19 protein-coding genes are annotated in these 22,387 nt (G+C 70.9%); 11 read left to right on the forward strand and 8 right to left on the reverse strand.

Annotation, left to right across the window (positions count from 1 at the left end; all coding sequences use genetic code 11):
• Positions 1-27 precede the first annotated feature (27 nt).
• The 5 genes from mrdA to BLW57_RS25530 all read left to right on the forward strand — a co-directional run bounded on the left by mrdA (position 28) and on the right by BLW57_RS25530 (position 8,631).
• Positions 28-2,277, forward strand: coding sequence for a penicillin-binding protein 2 (gene mrdA, locus BLW57_RS25505; RefSeq protein WP_093477679.1), 2,250 nt, complete (start codon positions 28-30; stop codon positions 2,275-2,277).
• Positions 2,274-3,470: a rod shape-determining protein RodA gene (rodA, locus tag BLW57_RS25510; protein ID WP_093477681.1), complete on the forward strand. Its 1,197-nt coding sequence runs from the start codon at positions 2,274-2,276 to the stop codon at positions 3,468-3,470. The genes mrdA and rodA overlap by 4 nt, the downstream gene beginning before the upstream one ends.
• Positions 3,471-3,597: 127 nt before the next feature.
• On the forward strand, positions 3,598-5,097 hold the full coding sequence (locus tag BLW57_RS25515; RefSeq protein WP_093477683.1) for a CYTH and CHAD domain-containing protein: 1,500 nt from the start codon (positions 3,598-3,600) through the stop codon (positions 5,095-5,097).
• Between the two features lie 70 nt (positions 5,098-5,167).
• Complete coding sequence (locus tag BLW57_RS25525; RefSeq protein ID WP_093477686.1) at positions 5,168-7,129, forward strand: TIGR03960 family B12-binding radical SAM protein; 1,962 nt, start codon at positions 5,168-5,170, stop codon at positions 7,127-7,129.
• A gap of 227 nt (positions 7,130-7,356) precedes the next feature.
• A complete protein-coding gene (locus BLW57_RS25530; RefSeq protein ID WP_176985712.1) occupies positions 7,357-8,631 on the forward strand; it encodes a vanadium-dependent haloperoxidase in 1,275 nt (424 codons plus the stop codon).
• A 279-nt stretch (positions 8,632-8,910) separates the two neighbouring features.
• Here BLW57_RS25530 and BLW57_RS25535 read toward each other — a convergent pair whose 3' ends face one another.
• Positions 8,911-9,240, reverse strand: a complete 330-nt coding sequence (locus BLW57_RS25535) for a helix-turn-helix transcriptional regulator (protein WP_093477687.1) — start codon at positions 9,238-9,240, stop codon at positions 8,911-8,913.
• A gap of 106 nt (positions 9,241-9,346) precedes the next feature.
• Here BLW57_RS25535 and BLW57_RS25540 point away from each other — a divergent pair, with 106 nt between their 5' ends.
• Entirely contained in the window at positions 9,347-9,751 is a 405-nt protein-coding gene (locus BLW57_RS25540; RefSeq protein WP_093477688.1) for an STAS domain-containing protein, read from the forward strand.
• 104 nt (positions 9,752-9,855) lie between these two features.
• On the opposite strand, the gene BLW57_RS25545 is transcribed toward BLW57_RS25540, so the two are convergent.
• The 4 genes from BLW57_RS25545 to BLW57_RS25560 all read right to left on the reverse strand — a co-directional run bounded on the left by BLW57_RS25545 (position 9,856) and on the right by BLW57_RS25560 (position 13,294).
• Positions 9,856-10,326: a VOC family protein gene (locus BLW57_RS25545; RefSeq protein ID WP_176985713.1), complete on the reverse strand. Its 471-nt coding sequence runs from the start codon at positions 10,324-10,326 to the stop codon at positions 9,856-9,858.
• A 115-nt stretch (positions 10,327-10,441) separates the two neighbouring features.
• Positions 10,442-11,662: a cytochrome P450 gene (locus BLW57_RS25550; protein WP_093477689.1), complete on the reverse strand. Its 1,221-nt coding sequence runs from the start codon at positions 11,660-11,662 to the stop codon at positions 10,442-10,444.
• A gap of 13 nt (positions 11,663-11,675) precedes the next feature.
• Positions 11,676-13,070, reverse strand: coding sequence for an NAD(P)/FAD-dependent oxidoreductase (locus BLW57_RS25555; protein WP_093477690.1), 1,395 nt, complete (start codon positions 13,068-13,070; stop codon positions 11,676-11,678).
• A complete protein-coding gene (locus BLW57_RS25560) occupies positions 13,067-13,294 on the reverse strand; it encodes a ferredoxin (protein WP_093480880.1) in 228 nt (75 codons plus the stop codon). The genes BLW57_RS25555 and BLW57_RS25560 overlap by 4 nt, the downstream gene beginning before the upstream one ends.
• A 410-nt stretch (positions 13,295-13,704) precedes the next feature.
• Here BLW57_RS25560 and BLW57_RS25565 point away from each other — a divergent pair, with 410 nt between their 5' ends.
• Positions 13,705-14,382, forward strand: a complete 678-nt coding sequence (locus tag BLW57_RS25565; protein ID WP_093477691.1) for a GAP family protein — start codon at positions 13,705-13,707, stop codon at positions 14,380-14,382.
• 59 nt (positions 14,383-14,441) lie between these two features.
• Here BLW57_RS25565 and BLW57_RS25570 read toward each other — a convergent pair whose 3' ends face one another.
• Positions 14,442-15,125 (reverse strand): DUF899 domain-containing protein, encoded by a 684-nt coding sequence (locus BLW57_RS25570; RefSeq protein ID WP_093477692.1) that lies wholly within the window; start codon positions 15,123-15,125, stop codon positions 14,442-14,444.
• 141 nt (positions 15,126-15,266) lie between these two features.
• Between BLW57_RS25570 and BLW57_RS25575 the strand changes: the two genes are divergently transcribed.
• Complete coding sequence (locus tag BLW57_RS25575; protein WP_176985714.1) at positions 15,267-15,446, forward strand: hypothetical protein; 180 nt, start codon at positions 15,267-15,269, stop codon at positions 15,444-15,446.
• Between the two features lie 27 nt (positions 15,447-15,473).
• On the opposite strand, the gene BLW57_RS25580 is transcribed toward BLW57_RS25575, so the two are convergent.
• Positions 15,474-16,625, reverse strand: a complete 1,152-nt coding sequence (locus BLW57_RS25580; protein ID WP_093477693.1) for a PP2C family protein-serine/threonine phosphatase — start codon at positions 16,623-16,625, stop codon at positions 15,474-15,476.
• A gap of 175 nt (positions 16,626-16,800) precedes the next feature.
• Here BLW57_RS25580 and BLW57_RS25585 point away from each other — a divergent pair, with 175 nt between their 5' ends.
• From BLW57_RS25585 to BLW57_RS25595, 3 genes are read left to right on the forward strand one after another with little or no spacing between them, the layout of a single operon-like run.
• Positions 16,801-17,781, forward strand: coding sequence for a polyphosphate kinase 2 family protein (locus BLW57_RS25585; RefSeq protein WP_093477694.1), 981 nt, complete (start codon positions 16,801-16,803; stop codon positions 17,779-17,781).
• Between the two features lie 45 nt (positions 17,782-17,826).
• Positions 17,827-20,556, forward strand: coding sequence for a cation-translocating P-type ATPase (locus tag BLW57_RS25590; RefSeq protein ID WP_093477695.1), 2,730 nt, complete (start codon positions 17,827-17,829; stop codon positions 20,554-20,556).
• Positions 20,553-21,338, forward strand: a complete 786-nt coding sequence (locus BLW57_RS25595) for a YihY/virulence factor BrkB family protein (protein ID WP_093480881.1) — start codon at positions 20,553-20,555, stop codon at positions 21,336-21,338. Before BLW57_RS25590 ends, BLW57_RS25595 begins: the two co-directional genes overlap by 4 nt.
• Before the next feature lie 309 nt (positions 21,339-21,647).
• Here BLW57_RS25595 and BLW57_RS25605 read toward each other — a convergent pair whose 3' ends face one another.
• Positions 21,648-22,247 (reverse strand): TetR/AcrR family transcriptional regulator, encoded by a 600-nt coding sequence (locus BLW57_RS25605; RefSeq protein WP_093477699.1) that lies wholly within the window; start codon positions 22,245-22,247, stop codon positions 21,648-21,650.
• Positions 22,248-22,387 lie beyond the last annotated feature (140 nt).

A 22,387-nucleotide genomic window follows, 5' to 3' on the forward strand; every position in this document is an offset into this window, starting at 1 on the left:
GCGCACTGAGAGGGGGAGACAGCCGCAGTGACCAACATCCCCGAGACCGGCCGGACCCCACGGGTCCAGATCCGGCTCGTCGTGATCCAGATTCTCGTCCTCTCCCTCCTCGGCACGCTCGGCGGCCGGTTGTGGTACCTCCAGATCCGTGAGGGCGCCTCGTACCAGAAGGAGGCGTCCGGCAACCACGTCCAGCAGGTCGTCGACCCCGCCGTGCGCGGCGACATCCTGGACGCCCGGGGCGTCCCCCTCGCCGACAACGAGACCCGTCTGGTCGTCTCGGCCTCCCGCACCGACCTGCTCAAGCAGAAGGACGACGGCAAGGCCGTCCTGGCCAAGCTGGCCGGCGTCCTCGGCATGAAGCCGCAGGACGTCATGCAGAAGGTCCGGCTGTGCGACTCCAAGACCCCCCAGCCCTGCTGGAACGGCTCGCCCTACCAGCCGATCCCGATCACCGACGAGGCGACGGCCCGGCAGGCCCTGCAGATCCGCGAGCGCTCCGAGGACTTCCCCGGCATCACCGCCGAGCCCGAGGCCGTGCGCCGTTACGCCGGCCCCGGCAAGTCCAACTCCGCCCAGGTGCTGGGCTACCTCTCGCCCGTCACCGACTCCGAGATCCAGAAGGCCAAGGACACCGACTCGCCCTACCTGCGCTCCGACATGGTCGGCCGCTCCGGCATCGAGCGCACCTACGACAAGGTGCTGCGCGGCAAGGCAGGCGTGACCCGCTACGAGGTGGACAACCTCGGCCGGGTCATCGGCAAGGCCAAGTCGGATGCCGCCGAGGCCGGTTCCAACCTGGTCACCAGCATCGACTCCCGGGTGCAGCGCGTCGCAGAGTACGAACTGGACAAGGCGATGAAGGTCGCCCGCCAGCAGTACGACAAGATCACCGGTGAGAACTACAAGGCCGACTCCGGCGCCGTCGTGGTCATGGAGGCCAAGACCGGCCGGATCGTCGCCATGGCCTCCGCGCCCACCTACGACCCGAACGTCTGGGTCGGCGGCATCTCCGCCAAGGACTACAAGGCCCTCACCGGCAAGAACTCCGACTACCCGCTGCTCAACAGGGCCATACAGGGTCAGGCGGCCCCGGGCTCGACGTTCAAGGTGGTCTCCACGGCCGCCGCGGTCCAGGCGGGCTACGCCTGGGACGGCGGCTACCCCTGCACCAGCTCCTACTCCGTCGGCGGCCAGGTCTTCAAGAACTTCGAGGGGGAGAGCTTCGGCCCGATCTCGCTCGGCCGGGCGCTGGAGGTCTCCTGCGACACCGTCTTCTACGGCCTCGCCGACCGGGAGTGGAAGAGGGACGGCGGCATCAACCCCAAGAAGGGCCAGCCCAAGGACTGGTTCTTCAAGACCGCCCACCAGTTCGGCCTCGGCAAGGAGACCGGCGTCGACCTGCCCAACGAGGTCACCGGCCGCGTCCCCGACCGCCAGTGGAAGCTCGACTACTGGAAGGCCAACAAGGACGCCTGGTGCAAGTCCGGCAAGAAGGACGGCACCTACGTCGAGAAGATCGCGTACGAGAACTGCCTCGAAGGCAACAAGATGCGCGAGGGTGACGAGATCAACTACTCCATCGGCCAGGGCGACACCCTCGTCACGCCGATCCAGGAGGCCGTGATCTACGGCGCCGTCGCCAACGGCGGCACGATGTACCAGCCGACGATCGGCAAGGCGATCATCAGCGCCGACGGCCGGACCGTCACGCCGATCAAGCCGAAGAAGAACGGGAAGCTGCCGGTCAGCCAGGCCACCCTCAAGGGCATGAACGACGCCTTCGCGGGCGTCATCACCCGCGGTACGGCCGCCTGGAAGTTCGGCGGCTGGCCGCAGGACAAGATCGCCCTGCACGGCAAGACCGGTACGGCCGAGGTCTACGGCAAGCAGACCACCTCCTGGCTGGCCACGTACTCCAAGGACTACACGGTGATCATGACGATCGCCCAGGCGGGTACCGGTTCCGGCGCCTCCGGTGAGGCCGTGCGCAACATCTACAGCGCGCTCTACGGTGTCAAGGGCGACGGCTCCGTCGACAACAAGAAGGCGCTGCTGCCCGAGCCGCAGAAGGGCCTGCCCAAGGTCCGCCCGGACGGGACCATCGTCAACCCGAAGGTCAAGGGCGATCCGGCCAAGGACGTCGAGGCCGCCCAGAAGGACAACACGACCAACGGCGACGACCAGCAGCCGGCCACCACGCCCTCGCCCACCACGCGCAACCGTGACACCCGCAGGCGGCCTCGCCGGAGGGGAAGCCGGAGGATGCCCTCATGACCGGCGCGAACGGCTTCTCCGTCTCCGGGTACGGCCCCGAGCGGGCCGGCTGGACCAGGATCTTCGCCCGCGACTCGCTCGCCCGCCGCCTGGACTGGCCGATCCTGTTCGCGGCCACCGCCCTGTCCCTCATGGGCTCGCTGCTCGTCTACTCCGCGACCCGCAACCGCACCGAGCTCAACCAGGGCGACCCGTACTTCTTCCTGGTCCGCCACCTGATGAACCTCGGCATCGGCATCGCCCTGATGATCGGCACGCTCTGGCTCGGCCACCGCGCCCTGCGCAACGCCGTGCCGATCCTCTACGGCCTGTCCGTGGCCCTCGCCCTGGTGGTCCTCACCCCGCTCGGCGCCACGATCAACGGCCAGCGCAACTGGCTCGTCATCGGCGGCTTCTCGCTCCAGCCCGCCGAGTTCCTCAAGGTGACGATCATCCTGGGCATGGCGATGCTGCTCGCCGCGCGGGTGGACGCCGGCGACAAGCCGTACCCCGATCACCGGACCGTGTTCCAGGCCCTGTGCCTGGCCGCCGTCCCGATCCTCATCCTGCTGCTCATGCCCGACCTCGGGTCGGTGCTGGCCATGGTGGCGATCATCCTCGGGGTGCTGCTCGCCTCCGGCTCCTCCAACCGCTGGGTCTTCGGCCTGCTCATCGCCGGTGTGATCGGCTGCATCGCCATCTGGCAGCTGCACATCCTGGACGAGTACCAGATCAACCGCTTCGCGGCCTTCGCCAACCCCGACCTGGACCCGGCCGGCGTCGGCTACAACACCAACCAGGCCCGTATCGCCATCGGCTCCGGCGGCCTGACCGGAGCGGGCCTCTTCCACGGCTCGCAGACCACCGGCCAGTTCGTGCCCGAGCAGCAGACGGACTTCGTCTTCACGGTCGCGGGGGAGGAACTGGGCTTCCTCGGCGCGGGCCTGATCATCTTCCTGCTCGGGGTCGTCCTCTGGCGCGCCTGCCGGATAGCACGTGACTCGACCGAGCTGTACGGGACGACCGTCGCCGCCGGAATCGTCGCCTGGTTCGCCTTCCAGTCCTTCGAGAACATCGGCATGACCCTCGGCATCATGCCGGTCACCGGTCTCCCCCTGCCGTTCGTGTCGTACGGCGGCTCATCGATGTTCGCGGTATGGGTGGCGATCGGACTGCTGCAGTCGATCAAGGTGCAGCGGCCGATGTCGGCGTAGGCCCCGGGCCGCCCGGCGCCGGCCGGATGAGGACGGCCGCGGGTACCCGTCCCCGGGACGGGTACCCGGGCCTGACCGGCGCCGGTGCCCACTGCCGAAACGGCGCCCCGGACATTAGATTCGATCCATGGCGGACGAGAAACGCGAGATCGAGCGCAAGTACGAATCCGACGACAGCGGGCTGCCCGACCTGACAGGCGTCGGCGGGGTGGCGTCCGTCCTGGACAAGGGCGTGGTCGAGCTCGACGCCACCTACTACGACACCGTCGACGAACGCCTGGCCACCGCCTCACTCACCCTGCGCCGCCGCACCGGAGGCGCCGACGCCGGCTGGCACCTGAAGTTCCCGGTCGCACCCGGGGTCCGCGACGAGATCCGGGCCCCCCTCTCCGACACCGTCCCCGACGAGATCGCCGCCCTCGTCCGCTCCCGCGTCCGCGACGACGAGCTGATCCCCCTCGTCCGGCTGCGCTCCGCCCGCGACGTGCGCCACCTGGTCGACGCCGACGGCACCCTGCTCGCCGAGGCGAGCGTCGACACCGTCACCGCCGAGCGGCTCAACGGCAAGGGCGGAGCCGCCCAGTGGACCGAGATCGAGGTGGAACTCGCCGACGACGGCGACCCCGCCTTCCTCGACCGGGTGGAGAAACGACTGCGCAAGTCGGGCGTGCGCCCCTCCAAGTCACCGTCGAAACTGGCCCGCGCCCTGGAACAGACCGCCCCCCGCCGCCGCAGGAGGACGAAGCCCGCACAGCCGGTCACCGCCGGCGACCATGTCCTCGCCTACCTCCGCGCCCAGCGGGACGTGCTGGTCGAGCTCGACCCCGCCGTCCGCCGGGACGTGCCCGACTCCGTGCACCGTATGCGGGTCGCCACCCGCCGCGCCCGCAGCACCCTGCGCACCTTCCGCAACGTCCTCGACCGCGGCGCCACCGATCCCCTCGTCGCCGAGCTGAAGTGGCTCGCCGGCGAGCTGGGCATCGACCGCGACCAGGAGGTGCTCGCCGACCGCCTCACCAAGGCCCTCGACGACGTCCCCCCGGCCCTGGTCACCGGGCCGGTCCGCGAGCGGATCACCGGCTGGGCGGAAGCCCGCCACCGCGGTGCCCACAGCCACCTGACCGGGGTCCTCGACTCCCGCCGCTACCTCACCCTGCTGGACGCCCTGGACCGGCTCCTCGCCGACCCGCCCCTGCGGAAGGCGGCCGGCAAGAAGCCGCGCAAGGCGCTCGACAAGGCCGTACGCAAGGATCTGGCGAAGGTTTCCGCCCTGGTGGAGCAGTCGATGGAGCTGTCGCCCGGCGAGGACCGCGACCACGCCCTGCACGAGGCCCGCAAGAAGGCCAAGCGCACCCGCTACGCGGCCGAGGCCGCCACCCCCGCGCTCGGCGGCCCCGCGGGCTCCCTGGCCAAGTCCATGAAGTCGCTGACCAGCCTCCTCGGGGAGCACCAGGACAGCGTCATGGCCCGCCACACCCTCCGCGAGCTGTCCGCGGTGGCCCACGCGGCGGGGGAGAACACGTTCACGTACGGCCTGCTGTACGGCAGGCAGGAGGCCCGGGCGACGAGGACGGAGGAGGACCTGCCCGGCCTGTGGAAGAAGATCGGTTCGTCGGTGTCCGGCTGAGCGTACGGGGGAGTCCGTCGGGCGGGTTACGCTGAATGGTCACCCCTGTCAGCTCATGAAGGTTCGCGAGATGCCTGTCGAGTCGGTTTTTCCGCAGCTCGAAGCTCTGCTCCCGCACGTGCAGAAGCCGATCCAGTACGTCGGCGGTGAGCTCAACTCCACCGTCAAGCGCTGGGACGAGTGCGACGTCCGCTGGGCGCTCATGTACCCGGACGCCTACGAGGTGGGACTGCCCAACCAGGGCGTCATGATCCTCTACGAGGTCCTCAACGAGCAGGAGGGCGTCCTCGCCGAGCGCACGTACAGCGTGTGGCCGGACCTCGAGGCGCTGATGCGTGAGCACGGCGTCCCCCAGTTCACGGTGGACAGCCACCGCCCGGTGAAGGCCTTCGACGTGTTCGGCCTCAGCTTCTCCACGGAGCTGGGCTACACCAACATGCTCACCGCCCTCGACCTGGCGGGCATCCCGCTGGAGTCCAAGGACCGCACCGTCGACGACCCGATCGTCCTGGCCGGCGGCCACGCGGCCTTCAACCCGGAGCCGATCGCCGACTTCATCGACGCGGCCGTGATCGGCGACGGCGAGCAGGCCGTCCTCGACATGACCCGGATCGTGCGCGAGTGGAAGGCGGAGGGCCGCCCCGGCGGCCGCGAGGAGGTCCTGCTCCGCCTGGCGAAGACGGGCGCGGTGTACATCCCGGCGTTCTACGACGTCGAGTACCTCCCGGACGGCCGCATCGGCCGGGTCGTCCCCAACAGGTCCGGTGTCCCGTGGCGCGTCTCCAAGCACACGGTGATGGACCTGGACGAGTGGCCGTACCCGAAGCAGCCGCTGGTGCCGCTGGCGGAGACGGTCCACGAGCGGATGTCGGTCGAGATCTTCCGCGGCTGCACCCGCGGCTGCCGCTTCTGCCAGGCAGGCATGATCACGCGCCCGGTGCGCGAGCGCTCGATCACCGGCATCGGCGACATGGTCGACAAGGGCCTGAAGGCGACCGGGTTCGAGGAAGTGGGCCTGCTCTCCCTGTCCTCCGCGGACCACTCGGAGATCGGCGACATCGCCAAGGGCCTGGCGGACCGCTACACGGACGACAAGATCGGCCTCTCGCTGCCGTCCACCCGCGTCGACGCCTTCAACGTCGACCTGGCGAACGAGCTGACCAGGAACGGCCGCCGTTCCGGCCTGACCTTCGCCCCCGAGGGCGGCTCGGAGCGCATGCGGAAGGTCATCAACAAGATGGTCTCCGAGGAGGACCTGATCCGGACCGTCGCCACCGCCTACGGCAACGGCTGGCGCCAGGTGAAGCTGTACTTCATGTGCGGCCTGCCGACGGAGACCGACGACGACGTCCTGCAGATCGCCGACATGGCGACGCACGTCATCCAGAAGGGCCGTGAGGTCTCGGGCTCGAACGACATCCGCTGCACGGTCTCGATCGGCGGCTTCGTCCCCAAGCCGCACACCCCGTTCCAGTGGGCGCCGCAGCTGTCGGCGGAGGAGACGGACTCCCGTCTCGAGAAGCTGCGCGACAAGATCCGCGGCGACAAGAAGTACGGCCGCTCGATCGGCTTCCGCTACCACGACGGCAAACCCGGCATCGTCGAGGGCCTGCTCTCCCGCGGTGACCGCCGCATCGGCGCGGTCATCCGCGCGGTGTACGACGACGGCGGCCGCTTCGACGGCTGGCGCGAGCACTTCTCGTACGACCGCTGGATGGCCTGCGCCGACAAGGCCCTGGAGCCCTTCGGCGTCGACGTCGACTGGTACACCACCCGCGAGCGCACCTACGAGGAGGTCCTGCCCTGGGACCACCTCGACTCCGGCCTCGACAAGGACTGGCTCTGGGAGGACTGGCAGGACTCCCTCGACGAGACCGAGGTCGAGGACTGCCGCTGGACCCCGTGCTTCGACTGCGGCGTCTGCCCGCAGATGGACACCCACATCCAGATCGGCCCGACGGGCAAGAAGCTGCTGCCCCTGACGGTGAAGAACACGGGCCCGACACCGGCATCGAGCGGTCACTCGCACTGAGGCGTACGCGGCTGCCGGCTCCTGGAGAGCTTTCACAGCCGAGCCCCCTCCCCGGCAGGGAGGGGGCTTTGTGCTGGTCGGAGTAGCTTCGCGGCGAGTTGTCTTGCTCGGGCGAGGGGGCTGTTGCTAAGCCTGGGGCACTCGACTCCAGGGAGCCCGCTGTGCCGCAAGAGCCCCCTCTGCCCGTCCCTCCGCGTTCGCGCGTCCGGGCATTCGCCTGTGCCGTCGTGGCCGTCGCCCTCGTGACGCTCACCGCCGCGACGAGTCCCCCCGACACGGAAACCCGGACCACGGCGGACCCGGCCGCCGTGGTCCGTGAGTGGAACGCCGTCGCCACCGACACGATCAAGACCAGCCTCGGCCCACGCCCCTCCGGCCAGGCGGCGATCTGGGAGGGGTTCGTCTCGGTCGCCGTGTACAACGCCGTGGTGGGGATCGAAGGCGGCTACGCCCTGTACCAGTGGCGCGAGCGCGGTCCGGCCAAGGCGTCCTCCGCGGCGGCCGCCGCCACCGCCGCCCATGACGTGCTGCTCACCTACTTCCCCGCCTTCAAGGAGCGGCTCGACACGGCCTACGCGGACTCGCTCGCCGCTCTTCCGGCCGGCCGGGCCAGGGACCTGGGCGTCGGCTACGGCAAGCGCGCCGCCGCCCGCATCGTCGAACTCCGCGAGGGGGACGGCCGGTTCGCGGACGTTCCGTTCACCGCTGCCCCGGCACCGGGGGTCTGGCGGCCCACCCCGCCCGCGTTCCAGCCCTTCATCGACACCTGGCTCGCCAGGCTCCGCCCGCTCGTGCTCGCCTCTCCCCAGCAGTTCCGCCCCGGCGGACCGCCCGCCCTTTCCTCGGCCGCCTACGCCGCGGATGTCCAGGAGCTGAAGGCCATGGGCGCGAAGACCGGCTCGGGCCGGAACGCGCAGCAGACCGAGACCGCCCTCTTCTTCAGCGGCAACCTCGTGGAACAGGTGCAGACGGCCGTCCGGGACCATGCCGCCCGGCATCGGCTCGGCATCGCCGAGACGGCCCGGCTGTTCGCCGCGGTGAACGCGTCCGCGACCGACGCCGTCATCACCGCGTGGGACGCCAAGCTCCACTACGGCTCCTGGCGGCCGATCACCGCCATCCGCCTCGCCGATACCGACGGCAACCCCGCGACGACGGCGGACCCGGCCTGGGAGCCGCTGCTCGTCACACCACCCCACCCGGACTACGTCGCCGGCCATACGACCGTCGCCGCTGCCGTGGCACGCGCCCTGACCGGCGTCCTCGGCACCTCGCGCATCGACCTCCACGTGCCCTCCGACGTCACCGGCACCACGCGGTTCTACGGCTCCGCCGACGACTTCAACCGGGACGTCGTCGACGCCCGGGTGTGGGGCGGCGTCCACTCCCGTACGGCGGACGTGGCTGGCCGCCGGGCCGGCACCCGGGTGGCCGACTGGGCGCTGGACCACTACTTCCAGCCGGTCGCCGGGGACCGCACCGCCGGCGACCGATCCGCGTGAAGCCCCGGATCGGGAGCTGTCGGTAGCGCTGTTGCCCGGGTGGTGGGCGGAGTGCGGGTGTCCGCCCCCTCGGGGTCCTCTTGTCGTGCCGGGCCGTCCAGTACAGATTTCGGCTGGCCCGACGCGCACGCCGGACCGAGCCGGCCGACACGACGGGCGCCCGACTCCTGACATCACCGGCCGGCGCGCCCGCCCGCACCGTGCGAGCGGTGTCCGTCCAGCGAAGAATGATCACGCCGTGAGCCGATCGCCGCGCGCGGGTGGATCCCGCGAACGCTGCTACCGGGTGACCGGCTTCATGACGCGGTCGGTCTCGTCCTGCACGAGCAGGGAGAGCAAGGAGGCCACCGGGAGGCCCGCTTCTGCCGGATGGCGCAGCACCTTGTCCGGCTCGATGCGGTAGGTGTTCGCGCGTCCGTCGCGGGTGTGGGAGAGGTAACCGTCCTGCTCCAGATCAGAGATGATCCGCTGAACAGCACGTTCGGTCAGCCGGCAGTGGGCGGCGATGTCACGGATCCGGACGTTCGGGTTGTCGGCGATGGCTGCCAGTACCCGCGCGTGGTTGGTGATGAACGTCCATCCCGTGTGAGATTCAGGCACTCCAACCATGCTCCGCATTCTAGAGGGCAGCCTTGCCAGACCTTCATTACATGACATACTTTTCAGGTAATCGCTGACCTGTTCCCGTGAGGGAGTGCACAGAGGGGGCTCGAGAGTGTCCTGGGACGAAGCCGTCACGCCAAGGCTCACGAGCAGCGACGACCGGGAGCCGTTGCCGAGACGGGCCTACGAGGACGTCCGGGACACGGCTGCGGTGAGCCAGTACGAGTTGCGCGGTGCCGGGGTCGTCGTGGCGCACGGCTCCTACGACCTGCAGTCGATCGAGCCCCTGGCAGACGTGATGGCCGCCGCGGCCAAGAAGCACGGGAAGATCGTTTTCGACGCCTCCGGTGTTGTCTTCGCGGACTCCTCACTGCTGAATCTGCTGATCCGTACCCACCAGCGAGCCGCCCTGCGTGTCGCCGCGCCGACTCAGCAGATGCAGCGGCTCTGCGCGCTCGCCGGAGTCGACACTCTCCTGGAGATACGCGAGACCGTGGAAGCTGCCGCCGTCTCCTGAACGCGTCGGGTGAGCGAGGAGTCGGGGGCTGCGGCGCCGGCTGCGGGCCCCGTTTCGCCACCTCGCCCATCGGCGCGGCCGGCATCCTCCTGGACGCCTGCGCGTCACGCCGGGGTGTCGGCGTCCTGCTCGGAGGCCGTGAACGCCTCGGGGTCCTGCTGTACGGCCGCCGGGTCCATCCACATGACCTGCCAGCCGTGGCCGTCGAGGTCGAAGAAGCTGCGCGCGTACATGAAGCCGTGGTCCTCGGCGCCGTCCGCCTCCACCCCGCCCGCCGCGAGCGCGGCGGCGCTGACCGCGTCGACCTCCTCGCGGGACGACACGCTGAAGCAGTACAGCGTCAGCGCGTGCGTGGTGGGATCGGCCATCGGCAGCTTCGAGAGCTCCGCGAACTTCTCGCGGCTGAGCAGCATGACGAAGGCCTGCTCGCCGACCAGCATGCAGGCGGCGGTCTCGTCGGTGAACATCGGGTTGAAGCCGAACCCGAGCTTGGCGAAGAACGCCTTGCTGCGCTCGAGGTCCGCCACGGGGATGTTCACGAACAGCATGCGGCCGGGGTGTGCGGGGTTGGTCATGGTGGGTCTCCAGTCGGTGGCTCGATGGCGTACGTCCTGGTAGACCGGCCCGGTCGGGGAAACTCATCGGTGGTCGCATGCTCGACGGTCATTTCGGGCACCTTCCCCGGTGGCGTCAGCCGGTGCCCTGTTCCACGGTCAGGTGGATCGGGCCGCGGAGGATGGGGCTGCGGCGGTAGGGCGGAGGGTCGGTGACCAGTCGGGGGTGGTCGAGGCGGCGGACCAGCTCGGTGAGGGCGATCTGGGTCTCCCGGCGGGCCAGCGGGCCGCCGAAGCACAGATGGATGCCGCTGCCGAACCCCAGGTGCTCGTTGTCCTGCCGGTCGGGGTCGAAGCGGTCGGGCTCGTGGAAGTGGCTCGGATCGCGGCTGCCCGAGGCGAGCATGAGCATGATCTGCGAACCCTTGGGGATGACGGTGTCGGCGACGGTGACGTCGCTGTACGCCGCCCGCCAGGGAATGATGTGCACGGGCGGCTCGTAGCGCAGCAGTTCCTCGACCAGCGGTACGACCAGGTCCGGGTCGTCGCGCAGCCGCTGGAGCACCTCCGGGTGGCGCAGCAGCGTCAGCATGCCGTTGGTGATGAGGTTGACGGTGGTCTCGTGGCCGGCGATCAGCAGCAGGTTGGCGGTGGCGACGATCTCCTCGTCGGTCATCCGCCCTTCCGGCCCGTCGTCGTTGGCCATCCCCGTCAACAGGTCGTCACCCGGCTTGCCGTGGCGCTGCTCCAGCAGCCCGCCGAGGTAGTCGCGCAGGTCCTTTCGGGCCTGCGTGCCCTTCTCCAGTATTTCCTTCGGGTCGGTCTTCGGGTCGTAGGCGATCGCGTCGATGAGGTCGTTCACCCACAGGCGGAACTTCGGTTCGTCCTCGCGCGGTACACCGAGCAGGTGGCAGATCACGGTGACGGGGAACGGGTAGGCGAAGTCGTCGACGACGTCGATCCGTTCCTTGCCCGCGAAGTCGTCGATCAGGCTGCCGACCGTGGCGGTCAGGTCGGGTTCCAGTCCGGTCACCAGTCCCGGGGTGTGCGGGGGGCCGAAGTGGCGCATCGCCAACCGGCGCAGGCGGTCGTGCTCGGGCGGGTCGACGTTGATGAACGACGGCGTGCCGCGATCTGCCGCCCCGGGCATCGGGTGCGACAAGTTGCGCACGTCGGAGCTGAGATGGGGATCGTGCAGCAGGTCCGCGATCTCCCGGTAGGTGCTGACGACGTAGCTGCCGTCCTCCTGCCGCGCCACCGGTGTCCTGCGCAGCTCGGCGTACAGCGGGTACGGGTCGGACCTGGAGGAGTAGTCGAGGATCCGGTGGAGGGTGTCGGGCATCTCGGTCGTGGTCATCTCGCCTTCCCTCCTACCGGTGGTGCTGCTGCGCGGCCGTGACCCGTCGTTCGCCCGGGTCGTGACCGGTGACGACCACCGTGGCGCCCTGGGCGAGCAGTTGGGGTCCGGGGAAGTCGACGGGCACCGGCTTCATGTCGGCGGGCTGGTCGGGGGTGGGGTTGGGCGGCGGGAAGGGGGCGGCCGTCTCGATCAGCCCCCGGTAGTGGTCGAGCCACTTCGCGTTGTTGAAGCAGACCGCCGCGGTGACCCGGCCCCGGTAGCCGTACGCGGCGACGAAGCGGCGGTCGGTCACCGATCCCTGGGTGACGGCCACCTCGTCGGCGAACGTCGGTACGCCGACGGACTTGATGTTGACGCCGAACTGGATCGACCAGAACACCGGGAGGGTCAGGTGGGGCCAGCGGTCGGCCTGGCCGCTGACCATGTTGTGCGCCGCTACCTCCGCCTGCTCCACGGCGTTGGCCCAGTGCTCCAGCGAGATGAGCCGGTACTCGTAGACCGGGTTCGGGCAGCGTGCCACGTCTCCCGCGGCGAAGATGTCGTCGGTGATCAGGCCGTCGAGGGTGAGGGCCCGGCAGCCCGTGTCGCAGGCGATGCCCCAGACCCCGGCCGCCAGTCCCGAGTCGCGCAGCCACTCGGTGTTGCGGATGCCTCCGAGCGCCACCACGGCCACGTCGGCGTCGACGGTGCTGCCGTCGTCGAAGTGCGCGCGGCGGAAGTGTCCTTGGGCGTCGCCCTCCAGCCGGGTGACCTTGACCCCGCAGCGCAGGTCGACCCCGTGGGCGCGCTGCATGTCGGAGGCGACCTCACCGATCATGGCACCCAGCGCGCCGACCAGCGGGGCCGGCGCCAGTTCGGCGACGGTGACCGCGATGTCGCGTTCGCGGCAGATGGAGGCGATCTCGGAGCCGGTGAACCCGGCACCGATGACCAGTACCCGGGAGGGGCCGGCGGCGATGGCCCGTTGCAGGCCCTCGGCGTGCTCCCGCGTACGCAGCACGAACACGCCGTCCAGGGCCGCCTCGCTCTCCACGAACCAGGGCCGGGCCCGCACCCCGGTGGAGATCAGCACCCGGTCGAAGGGGATCTCGCGTCCGTCGGCGAGCCGCACCTGGTTGCCGGCCAGGTCCAGCCCACTGGCGGGAACACCCAGCAGCCATTCCGCGTCGATGTCCCGGCGCCTGGGCAGGGTCGTGCCGTCGGCCGGCACCCAGCCGGTCAGGACCTGCTTGGACAGGGGCGGCCGGTCGTAGGGTTCGCCCAGCTCGTCGCCGATCATGGTCAGTGATCCGGTGAACCCTTCCTCGCGCAGGGTCTCCGCGGCGCGGAGCCCCGCCAGCGACGCCCCGACGATCACGATGCGGCCGTCGCGCTTGAACGCCTGGAGGTTGTCGGCGCTGGTCATGATCGCGATGCCTCCGCCGGTACGTCCCGCCCGTCCAACCGGTCGACCAGGATGGCCTGGACCGGACAGGCCGCCGCGGCGCGCAGGATCTGGTCGCGCCGGGCGTCGTCCGGGGCCGGGTCGTACATCAGCGCTTCCTCGCCGTGCATCCGGAACGCGTCCGGAGCCAGGAACGCACACTGCGCGTACCCCTGACACCGGGAAAGATCAACGACAATTCTCATCCCGACCTCCACCTGCACTGCGAGTCGTGGGCCCTGGAGCCGACGCGGCGCGCACGGCGCGCGGCGAGCCTCGGTGAGAAGATGAAGCGGAAGGCCACCCGGCCGCGGTGAGAGAGAGTGCACCGCCTTCGCCGGGTCTCCGCGGAGGAGATCGATCGCCGCGTACGAGCGACCGGCGTCCGCGGAACCGCCCAGGGAACCTGAGCCCGGAGAACCCAGGCCCGGAAGACGTGAGCCCGGAGAACCAGACCTTGTTGTGAGAAAGCGTATCCCTCGCCCATATCGCCTGCACTCCAGGCGAGGGAGGCTCTCGTCCCGGCCGCGTGCGCACGCGGCCGGGACGACGTCCGGTCGTCGGTCCTCCACGACGGCTGCGATCGGCGCGGCTCCTCGATGTGCCGGAGGTTCGCATGGGACAAGTGCTGGGTGATGTGCTGGGCCTGGCGGCCGGTGTCGCCGTCAGCCCCCTCCCGATCATCGCCCTCATCATCGTGCTGGCGACGCCCCACGGACGCGTGAACGGGCTGGTGTTCACCGCGGGCTGGGTGGTGGGGCTCTCGGTGCTGGGCGGGGTGATGCTGGCCATCGGCGGTCAGGGGGACGCCGAGAGCGACGGGCAGCCGGCCGTGTGGGTGGGGGCTCTCAAACTCGCGCTGGGTCTGGCGCTGGCCCTGTTCGGCGTGAAGCTGTGGCGTCACCGCCCTGCCGACGCCACGCAGGCGCGGTTGCCCGCGTGGATGGCCACGATCGACCGCTTCACCCCGGTGAAGATCTTCCTCCTCGCCCTCCTGCTGTCGGCCGGGAACCTGAAGAACGCCCCGCTGACCATCGCCGCGGCGGCGTCCATCAGTTCGTCCGGGCTGCCCGTGGGACAGCAGATCGCCGCACTGGCGATCTTCGTGGTCATCGCCTCCCTGGGGCTGCTGGCCCCCCTCGTGGTCTACCTGGTCATGCGGGAGCGGGCGAGGGGCACGCTGGGCAACTGGAAGGAGTGGGCCGCGCGGCACAACACGGCTGTCATGGCCGTCCTGTTCTTCGTGTTCGGGCTGAAGCTGCTGGGCGACGGCATCGACGTGCTGGTCTCCTGACCGGTGCCGGGCCGGCGGGGCCCGTTCGGCCGGCCGGCACGCAGCGCGGGGCCCCGGTCCTACGGAGTCCCGTAGCGCGCGGCGATGTCCTCGGAGGCCGGCCACCTGCTGTACGTCGGCGACTGGGGCCAGCCCTCGGGGGAGTCCTGCCACTGCTCCTGGCGTCCGTACGGCAGAAGGTCGATCAGCGCGAAGGTGTGGCTGAGCTGCTCGGTGCCCCGGCCGTCGGTGTGCCAGGTGCGGTAGACCGTGTCGCCGTCCCGGAGGAACACGTTGACCGCGAATCCTCCGTCGGGCGGCGCGCCGACATCGGCACCGAAGGAGCTGTCGGCGGTCGAGTACCAGGTCATCCGGTTGCCCACCCGCTGCTTGTAGGCGAGCGCCTCCTTGATCGGGCCCTGCGTGACGACGACGAATCGCGCGTCGTAGTTGTCCAGGAACTCCAGGCGGGTGAACTGCGAGGTGAACCCCGTGCAGCCGGGGCACTGCCATTCCTTGCCGGCGAACCACATGTGGTGGTAGACGATCAGCTGCCGCTTGCCCTCGAAGACGTCCGCCAGCCGGACGGGGCCGTGCTCGCCCTCGAGGAGGTGGTCGGGCATCTCGACCATCGGCAGGCGGCGGCGCTCGGCGGCGATGGCGTCGAGTTCCCGTGTCGCCGCCTTCTCCCGGGCACGCAGTGCCTGCAGCTCGCGGTTCCAGGTCGCGGTGTCGACGACGGGCGGCAGTGCTCGGTCGGTCATGGTTCCTCACAGAGCTCGTGCGCGGGCTTCGCTTGCACAGGGTGGACCCCGCCGGGCTCCGGAACTCATCGGTCGCCGGCCGAGGGGACGCGAAGCCCGGGTGCCGAGGCCGGAGAGCTGTGTCTTCCTGATGCTGCCCGGGTGCGGTACGACCGGACCGAGACCGCCGCCTGTCCCAACGGCCGTACGCTCACCGACGACGTCACCTCCGCGCGGCCGGCGATGGTCTCGGGCGGGAAGGTCACCGACGACCACATCGGCCTGCACACCGACCTGCTGGCGGAGTTCCCGTACCTCGGGCACCCGCACCCCGTCTCCTGACCCGGGCCGTCTCCGACACGACTGCGGCTAACGGGAGTTCGGCCGCTCTCCGTCGGCCCGCCGGTCGGCGAGGATCATCGCCACGTCGTCCGCGAGGCCGCCCTCGGTGTGCCGGACCAGCGCTCGGTGCAACTGCTCCAGGAACGCCTGCGGGGCGGTGCCGCCGCCGATCGCTTCCATGGCCCGCGGCAGGGCGAAGAACTCCCCCTGCCCGTCGCGCGCCTCGATGACGCCGTCGGTGTACAGCAGCAGCCGGTCGCCCGGGGCGAACGGATAGCAGTCGGGCTTGTCGGGGAAGTCGGCGACCAGGTCCTCGAGACCGAGCGGCGGCAGCGGCGAGGGCGGCAGCAGTGGCGTCGTCCTGCCCTCGTGGAGCAGCAGCGGCGGCGGGTGGCCCCGGTTGACCACCTGCACCACGGGCTCGTTCGGCACCTGTGCGACGAGCGCCGTGATGAACCCCTCCAGCAGCACCTCCTCGTCGTACGCGCCCGGCTTGGCGACTTCCCGGCGCAGCGCGGCCGAGCAGCGGTTCATGACCTCCACGAGCTCGTCCTCGTAGTGCACGGCTTCCCGGAACGCGCCCAGCACCACGGCCACGGCCCGGATCGCGGACAGTCCCTTGCCCCGGACGTCGCCCACGATCATCCGGACACCGAACGGGGTCTCCACGGCCTCGTACAGATCCCCGCCGACCCGCGCCCCCGTCCCCGCCGCCAGGCACAGGCTGCCCGCCGCCACCGGGCCCAGCCGCGCGGGCACGGGCCGCAGTACGACGTCCTGGGCCGCCACGGCGATCCGGCGGACCTGGTCGAGCTCCCGCTGTCTGCGCGCCTGCACGGCGCTGCTCGTGATGAAGCCGGCCGTGGTGACCAGGCCCAGGGCGAGGAAATTGGTGTAGACCTGCAAGGTGCCCCAGGCGCTGTTGTAGGCGGCGGTGGCCACACTGATGGCCAGCGCGAGCGCCGCGGCGGCGGCCGTGCCCCTCGGCCCGAGCGTCACGGCCGCCAGCGCCGGCACGGCGGTGAGCAGCGGGCCGGTGTAGATGAAGTGCGCGGGTGTGAGCTCGATGACCAGCACGGCCAGCGCGATCGCGAAGGGCACGCACTGCATCAGCGTGAACAGGATCCGGCCCCGGCCGCCTGCTCCCGGGCCGGGCGGCGCGCGCAGGAGCGACTTCATGCCCCCCAGCCTGCCTCGCCCGGCCTCGCAGCTCCACTCGCGCCCCGCGCCATGGGGGGCCCGAACCACCCCCCGGGGGTGAGGCGGTCACCGCCTGGCCGGGCGATTCTGCGGGTGCACGGTGACGGGGCACGAGGTGCGGCCGGTGGGCCGCGCGTGGGAAGGGGAGCGACGGATGGCCGACGACAGAGCTGCCCGCATGGCGGAGTTCATCCAGCCGCTTCGGGTCGAGCCCGGCCGGAGCGTCGACCTGACGACGGACTTCGACCCCGGCTACCGGGCCGGCGTCCACAAGAAGAAGGACGGCGTCGAGCTGCTGCGGACGGGCACCGAGCTGCTCGCCGACTACCAGGGGCGGCTGGCCGCCCAGAACACCTACGGGGTGCTCGTGTGCCTCCAGGCGCTGGACGCCGGCGGCAAGGACGGGACGATCCGGCACGTGATGAGCGGGGTCAATCCCCAGGGCGTGACCGTGTCCTCGTTCAAGGTCCCCTCGTCCGAGGAACTCGATCACGACTACCTGTGGCGCTACGCCTGCCGCCTGCCCCGGCGCGGCGAGATCGGCATCTTCAACCGCTCCCACTACGAAGAGGTCCTGGTGGTCCGGGTGCACCCGGAGAACCTGACCCGGCAGAACCTGCCCGAGTCGGCGCGCGGGCCGGACGTGTGGGCGCGGCGCTACCGCGAGATCAACGACTGGGAGCGGTACCTCAGCGACAACGGCTTCAGGATCGTCAAGCTGTTCCTGAACCTGTCGAAGGAGGAGCAGCGCCTGCGGTTCCTCAAGCGCATCGACGTGCCCGAGCGGAACTGGAAGTTCTCGCCGGCGGACGTCCGTGAACGCGCCCGCTGGGACGACTACCAGCGCGCCTTCTCGCAGATGCTGTCGGCCACCAGCACCGAATGGGCGCCCTGGTACGTCCTTCCGGCCGACCACAAGTGGTTCGCGCGGCTGTGCGCCTCCTCGGTGCTGGTGCACACCCTGATGGGCATCGATCCCCAGTACCCGCGCGTCAGCGAGCAGACCCGCCGGGAACTGGCCGGGGTCCGGCAGGAGCTGGAGGCCGAGGCGCCCGAGGGGGCGGTGCCCGACCCGTACGCGGCCCCGGGCACGAAGGCCAGGAGGAAGAGCGGGCGTCCCGGCGGGAAGGGGTAGCGGCCGGGGTGCCGAGCGGGTGGCCGCGGACCGGAAGGACGTGTCATGACCGTGCAGAAGGATGCCCTGGAGGGGAAGGCCGAGCAGGGCCGGGAGTGGTACGGACTTCCGGCGCGGGACGTCGCCGCCGCGTTCGCAGTGGACACGGCCGAGGGGCTGTCGTCGGCGCGGGCGGCGGAACTCCTGCGCGCCCACGGCGCGAACGCCCTGCCGGAGGAGAAGCCGCTGCCCGGCTGGCGCCGCTACCTGGCGCAGTACCGCAGCTACATGCAACTGGTCCTGGTGAGCGCGGCCGTGGTGTCGCTGGTGATCGCGGAGTGGGCCACCGGGGTGCTGCTGCTGGTGCTGACGGTCCTCAACGCCGTGGTGGGCATGCGCCAGGAGGGCAAGGCGGAGAGCGCCATGAACGCGCTCAAGTCGATGATGAAGGCGACCGCCCGGGTGCGCAGGGACGGTGCGGAGTCGCGGATCCCGGCGGAGGAGGTCGTCGTCGGCGACGTCGTGCTGATCGCCGCCGGGGACGAGGTGCCGGCCGACGGCCGCATCGTCGAGGCCCACGCGCTGCAGATCGACGAGTCGGCGCTGACCGGCGAGAGCGTGCCGGTCGCCAAGGGGCCCGGCGTACTGGCCGGGACCGGCCTCGGCCTCGGGGACCGGACGAACATGGCGTTCATGAACACCCCGGTCACCCACGGCAGCGGGACGGTGGTGGTCACGGGGACGGGGGCGGACACCGAACTCGGCCGGATATCCGGGATGCTCTCGGCGACGCCGCGCGAGCCCTCGCCGCTGACCCGGGAACTGGACCGGCTCACCCTGTGGATCACGGGTGCGGCCGGAGCGACGATGATCGTGATGTTCGTCCTGGGGCGGAGCCGCGGCGAGGCGTGGGACACCCTGTTCGTGAGTGCGGTCTCCCTGGCCATCGCCGCCATCCCGGAGGCCCTGCCCACGGTGACCCAGACCATCCTCTCGCTGGGCGGGGTCGATCTGGCCCGGCGCGAGGCGATCGTGAAGGACCTGCCGTCGGTGGAGTCGCTGGGGTTCACCTCGGCGATCAACTCCGACAAGACCGGCACGCTCACCATGAACCAGATGACGGCCGTGGAGGTCGTCGATCCGGGCGACCGCTACACCGTCTCCGGCACCGGGTACGGCCTGGAGGGCAAGGTCCACCACGCGGTGGGCAGCTCGCCCGGCATCGAGGACGCGATCCTGCCGTATCTGATCGCCAACGACGCCCGGCTCGTGGACGGCAAGGTGGTCGGGGACCCCACCGAGGGCGCCCTGCTGGTGCTGGGCCACAAGGCCGGACTGGACATGGACGCCACCAGGGAGCGGTTCCCGAGGCTGGCCACCCTGCCGTTCGACCCCGCGTACAAGCTGATGGCGACGTTCACCCCGGCCACGGACGAGGCCGGCCGGCCCGTGGTGCGGTGCTTCGTGAAGGGGGCGGCGCCCGCGGTGACGGCCCGGGCCGCCACCGCGCTCGCCAAGGGGGCGGCCGTGCCGTGGGACGCCGAGGCGCGCCGCCGGGCCCAAGGGCACATCGAGCGCATGGGCGGCGCGGGCCTGCGGGTGATGGCCGCCGCGCGGCGCGACCTCGACCCCGCGGACTTCGACCCCGAGGGCGACCTGCTCGGGTACGTCACCGGGCTGCAGATGACGAGCCTGGTGGGAATGGTCGACCCGCCGCGCAGGGAGTCGCGGGCGGCGGTGGCCGACGCGCAGGCGGCCCACATCCGGGTCCGGATGGTCACCGGGGACGACGTCGTCACGGGGGCCGCCATCGCCCGGCAGCTCGGGATCGAGGGCGAGGCCATGCTCGGCGCGGACTTCGCGGCCCTGCCGGAGAGCGAGCGGCTCGCCCGTATCGACGGCATCGGCGTGGTCGGCCGGGTCGCCCCCGAGCACAAGGTGCTGCTCGCCGACACCTTGAAGCAGCGGGGCCATGTGGTGGCCATGACCGGCGACGGCGTCAACGACGCCCCGGCCATCAAGGCCGCGGACATCGGGATCGCCATGGGCTCCGGCACGGAGGTCGCCAAGAACGCCGGGCGCATGGTGCTCTCCGACGACAACTTCGCCACCATCGTCTTCGCTGTCGAGCAGGGCCGGAAGATCTACGACAACCTCACCAAGTACATCCGCTTCGTGCTGGTGCTGCTCGTCGTCTTCGTCCTGACGTTCCTGGGCGCCTCGGTGTTCAACATCGCCGCGGGGGAGCCCTTCACCCCGGCGCAGGTGCTGTGGATCCACTTCTTCGTCAACGCGGCCTTCGGCTTCGCGCTCGGCTTCGACCGGCAGAGCCCGGGCCTGATGCGGCGTCGGCCCCGCCCCCGCGGCATGCCCGTGCTGACCAGGAGCGTGATGGTCACGGTCGGACTCTCCGGCCTGGTGATCACCATCGCCCTGCTGTCCCTGATCAAGCTCGGCGAGGGCCGCTTCGGCAGCGTCGCGGTGGGCCAGTCGATGGCGTTCACCTCTTTCGCGCTGTGCCTCGTCGTGGCCGCGCTGGAGTGCCGCAGCGAGACGGAGACCGTGCTCACGACGGCCAGTTTCGACAGCAAGCAGATGAACTGGGCCATGTTCGTCGAGTTCGTCCTCGCCGTCCTGGTGACCCAGCTGGACGCCTTCCGCCGGCTGCTCGGCACGACCCGGCTGGACCTCCCGGAGTTCGCCTGGACCCTGGTGCCGCCGCTGGTCCTGCTGGTCCTGTGGGAGCTCGGCAAGTGGCTCGTGCGGTGGACCGGCGGGCCGAGCGTACGGAAGTGAGCCGGTCGTGGCGTGCCCTGTGGCGGCAGGCGGACCGGCGGTGGCGGGAGGCGGGCCGCCGGTTCGACGAGAGCGGTCCGGGCCGGCTGTGGGGGCGCCTCGCCGCGGTCGACTTCTTCGGGCACTCCTTCCAGCTGGCCGCCCTGGCACTCCTGTGCTTCTTCCCGTTCCTGATCATCATCACGGCGGCGTCGGGCCGTGAGGCGGCCGAGGTGGTCGCCGGCTGGCTGGGACTGGACCAGCAGGCCGCCGAGGCCGTGTCGACCCTGTTCGCGCCCACGACGAACTCGTACACCCTCACCGCGACCAGCGCCGTCCTGCTGCTGCTCGGCGTCATGGCCGTGGCCGGCACCCTCCAGAGCTGGTACCTGATGCTGTTCGACGCTCCCGGGAGCGTCACGCGGGACACCGTGGCCCGACTCGCCTGGCTCATCGGCCTGTTCGTCTACGTCGCCGTGCAGGCCGCGCTCGGCAGGGTGCTCGGCGGATGGCTCCTGCCCGGCCTGGCCGGCTTCCTGTGGGCGGTCGCCTTCTGGTGGGGCAGCATGTACGTCCTGCTCGCCGGGGCGGTGCGTTGGCGCGTCCTCTTCCCTCCGGCGCTGGTCACCAGCGTGTGCTGGACCGGCCTGGGGGTCTTCTCCGCCCACTACTTCTCGGCGGCCGTCGTGGCGAACGAGGAGAAGTACGGCCCCATCGGCGTCGTCATGGTCATCCTGTCGTGGCTGGTCGCCGTCGGCGTGGTCATCCACCTGGGCGCGATCGTGGGGCGCGCCTGGCGGTGAGGAGCCGAGCGCCCGACTCCCGGCTCAGGGGTGAGTTCGTGCCGGCGGCCGCCGCGCCACTCGGCCGGCAGGACGGTGGCGTCGTCGACGAGGCGGCGGCTTGTCATCTGGCCTCGCTTCCTGCGCTGCGGCCGGGCGTATCCGGGTACGCCCGCCGGGTGTCCGGACGGGCGGGAAGCCTCCGCCCGGCGGAGGTGGCGGCCCGGCGCTCCTGGGACCGGCGCTCGGGGGTGCTGGACGCGCTCGCATACCTCCACCAGCACCGCCCGGCCGCCCGCCCGTGACTCCCGGCGGGGCCCGTCCCGGCGGTCACGCCGCGGTCCGCCACCCGGGTTCCAGGCTGTCGAGGAGGGCGTGGAAGGCCTTGTCGGCGCGGTCCCAGTGGCCGTCCGCGAGCGGGGCGGCCAGCAGGCCGAAACAGGCGTCGGTCAGGAGGGTGGCCTGGGTGCGGGCCCGGTCCTGATCCATCCCGAGGTCGCGGAAGAAGGAGGTCAGCAGGTCCGTCCACGCGACGACGACATCGCGCACGAGCGGCCCGTAGCGGTCCGGGTGCAGGACACCGGCGCTCATGATCTCGAGGTGGAGGGGGAGCGCGGCCCGCACCTCGGGGTCGCGGAACTGCTGCCACACCTCCTCCATGAAGCGCCGCAGCTCCGCGGGGGTGGTGGGCGAGCCGGTGGTCTCCAGGAGTTCGCGGGTGCGCAGCAGGGGGCGCCGCTCGTAGACGGCGAGCGCCTCGGCGACCATGCGCTCCTTGGTGCCGAAGTAGTAGAGGAGCATGCGGTCGCTGGTGCCGAGGTCCCTGGCCAGCGGTCGCAGGGAAAGGTCCGCCAGGCCGTTGCGCAGCACGTACGCGCGGACCCGGTCGAGAAGATCGCGCCGCTTGGCCGGGTCGGGCGGGCGAGGCATGAAAGCTCCTGTCGGCGAACGGAGGGGCTCCGGATCTGTCCGGTACGAGAAACTTTGGGCAGGTATTTACTGTAGCAAGCGCTACGTGTATATTTTTTTCGTGTAGCGACCGCTACGTGTACTGACCCTGGTGCTTACCC

The sequence above is a fragment of the Streptomyces sp. 1222.5 genome (assembly GCF_900105245.1).
Taxonomy (GTDB): Bacteria; Actinomycetota; Actinomycetes; order Streptomycetales; family Streptomycetaceae; genus Streptomyces; species Streptomyces albidocamelliae.

Excerpts from the sequence above, each read along its gene's own strand:
- rodA (WP_093477681.1), top strand. The coding sequence starts at position 2,274 with ATGACCGGCGCGAACGGCTTCTCCGTCTCCGGGTACGGCCCCGAGCGG.
- BLW57_RS25515 (WP_093477683.1), top strand. The coding sequence starts at position 3,598 with ATGGCGGACGAGAAACGCGAGATCGAGCGCAAGTACGAATCCGACGAC.
- BLW57_RS25525 (WP_093477686.1), top strand. The coding sequence starts at position 5,168 with ATGCCTGTCGAGTCGGTTTTTCCGCAGCTCGAAGCTCTGCTCCCGCAC.
- BLW57_RS25535 (WP_093477687.1), bottom strand. The coding sequence starts at position 9,240 with ATGGTTGGAGTGCCTGAATCTCACACGGGATGGACGTTCATCACCAAC.
- BLW57_RS25545 (WP_176985713.1), bottom strand. The coding sequence starts at position 10,326 with ATGACCAACCCCGCACACCCCGGCCGCATGCTGTTCGTGAACATCCCC.
- BLW57_RS25550 (WP_093477689.1), bottom strand. The coding sequence starts at position 11,662 with ATGACCACGACCGAGATGCCCGACACCCTCCACCGGATCCTCGACTAC.
- BLW57_RS25555 (WP_093477690.1), bottom strand. The coding sequence starts at position 13,070 with ATGACCAGCGCCGACAACCTCCAGGCGTTCAAGCGCGACGGCCGCATC.
- BLW57_RS25560 (WP_093480880.1), bottom strand. The coding sequence starts at position 13,294 with ATGAGAATTGTCGTTGATCTTTCCCGGTGTCAGGGGTACGCGCAGTGT.
- BLW57_RS25565 (WP_093477691.1), top strand. The coding sequence starts at position 13,705 with ATGGGACAAGTGCTGGGTGATGTGCTGGGCCTGGCGGCCGGTGTCGCC.
- BLW57_RS25570 (WP_093477692.1), bottom strand. The coding sequence starts at position 15,125 with ATGACCGACCGAGCACTGCCGCCCGTCGTCGACACCGCGACCTGGAAC.
- BLW57_RS25580 (WP_093477693.1), bottom strand. The coding sequence starts at position 16,625 with ATGAAGTCGCTCCTGCGCGCGCCGCCCGGCCCGGGAGCAGGCGGCCGG.
- BLW57_RS25585 (WP_093477694.1), top strand. The coding sequence starts at position 16,801 with ATGGCCGACGACAGAGCTGCCCGCATGGCGGAGTTCATCCAGCCGCTT.
- BLW57_RS25590 (WP_093477695.1), top strand. The coding sequence starts at position 17,827 with ATGACCGTGCAGAAGGATGCCCTGGAGGGGAAGGCCGAGCAGGGCCGG.
- BLW57_RS25605 (WP_093477699.1), bottom strand. The coding sequence starts at position 22,247 with ATGCCTCGCCCGCCCGACCCGGCCAAGCGGCGCGATCTTCTCGACCGG.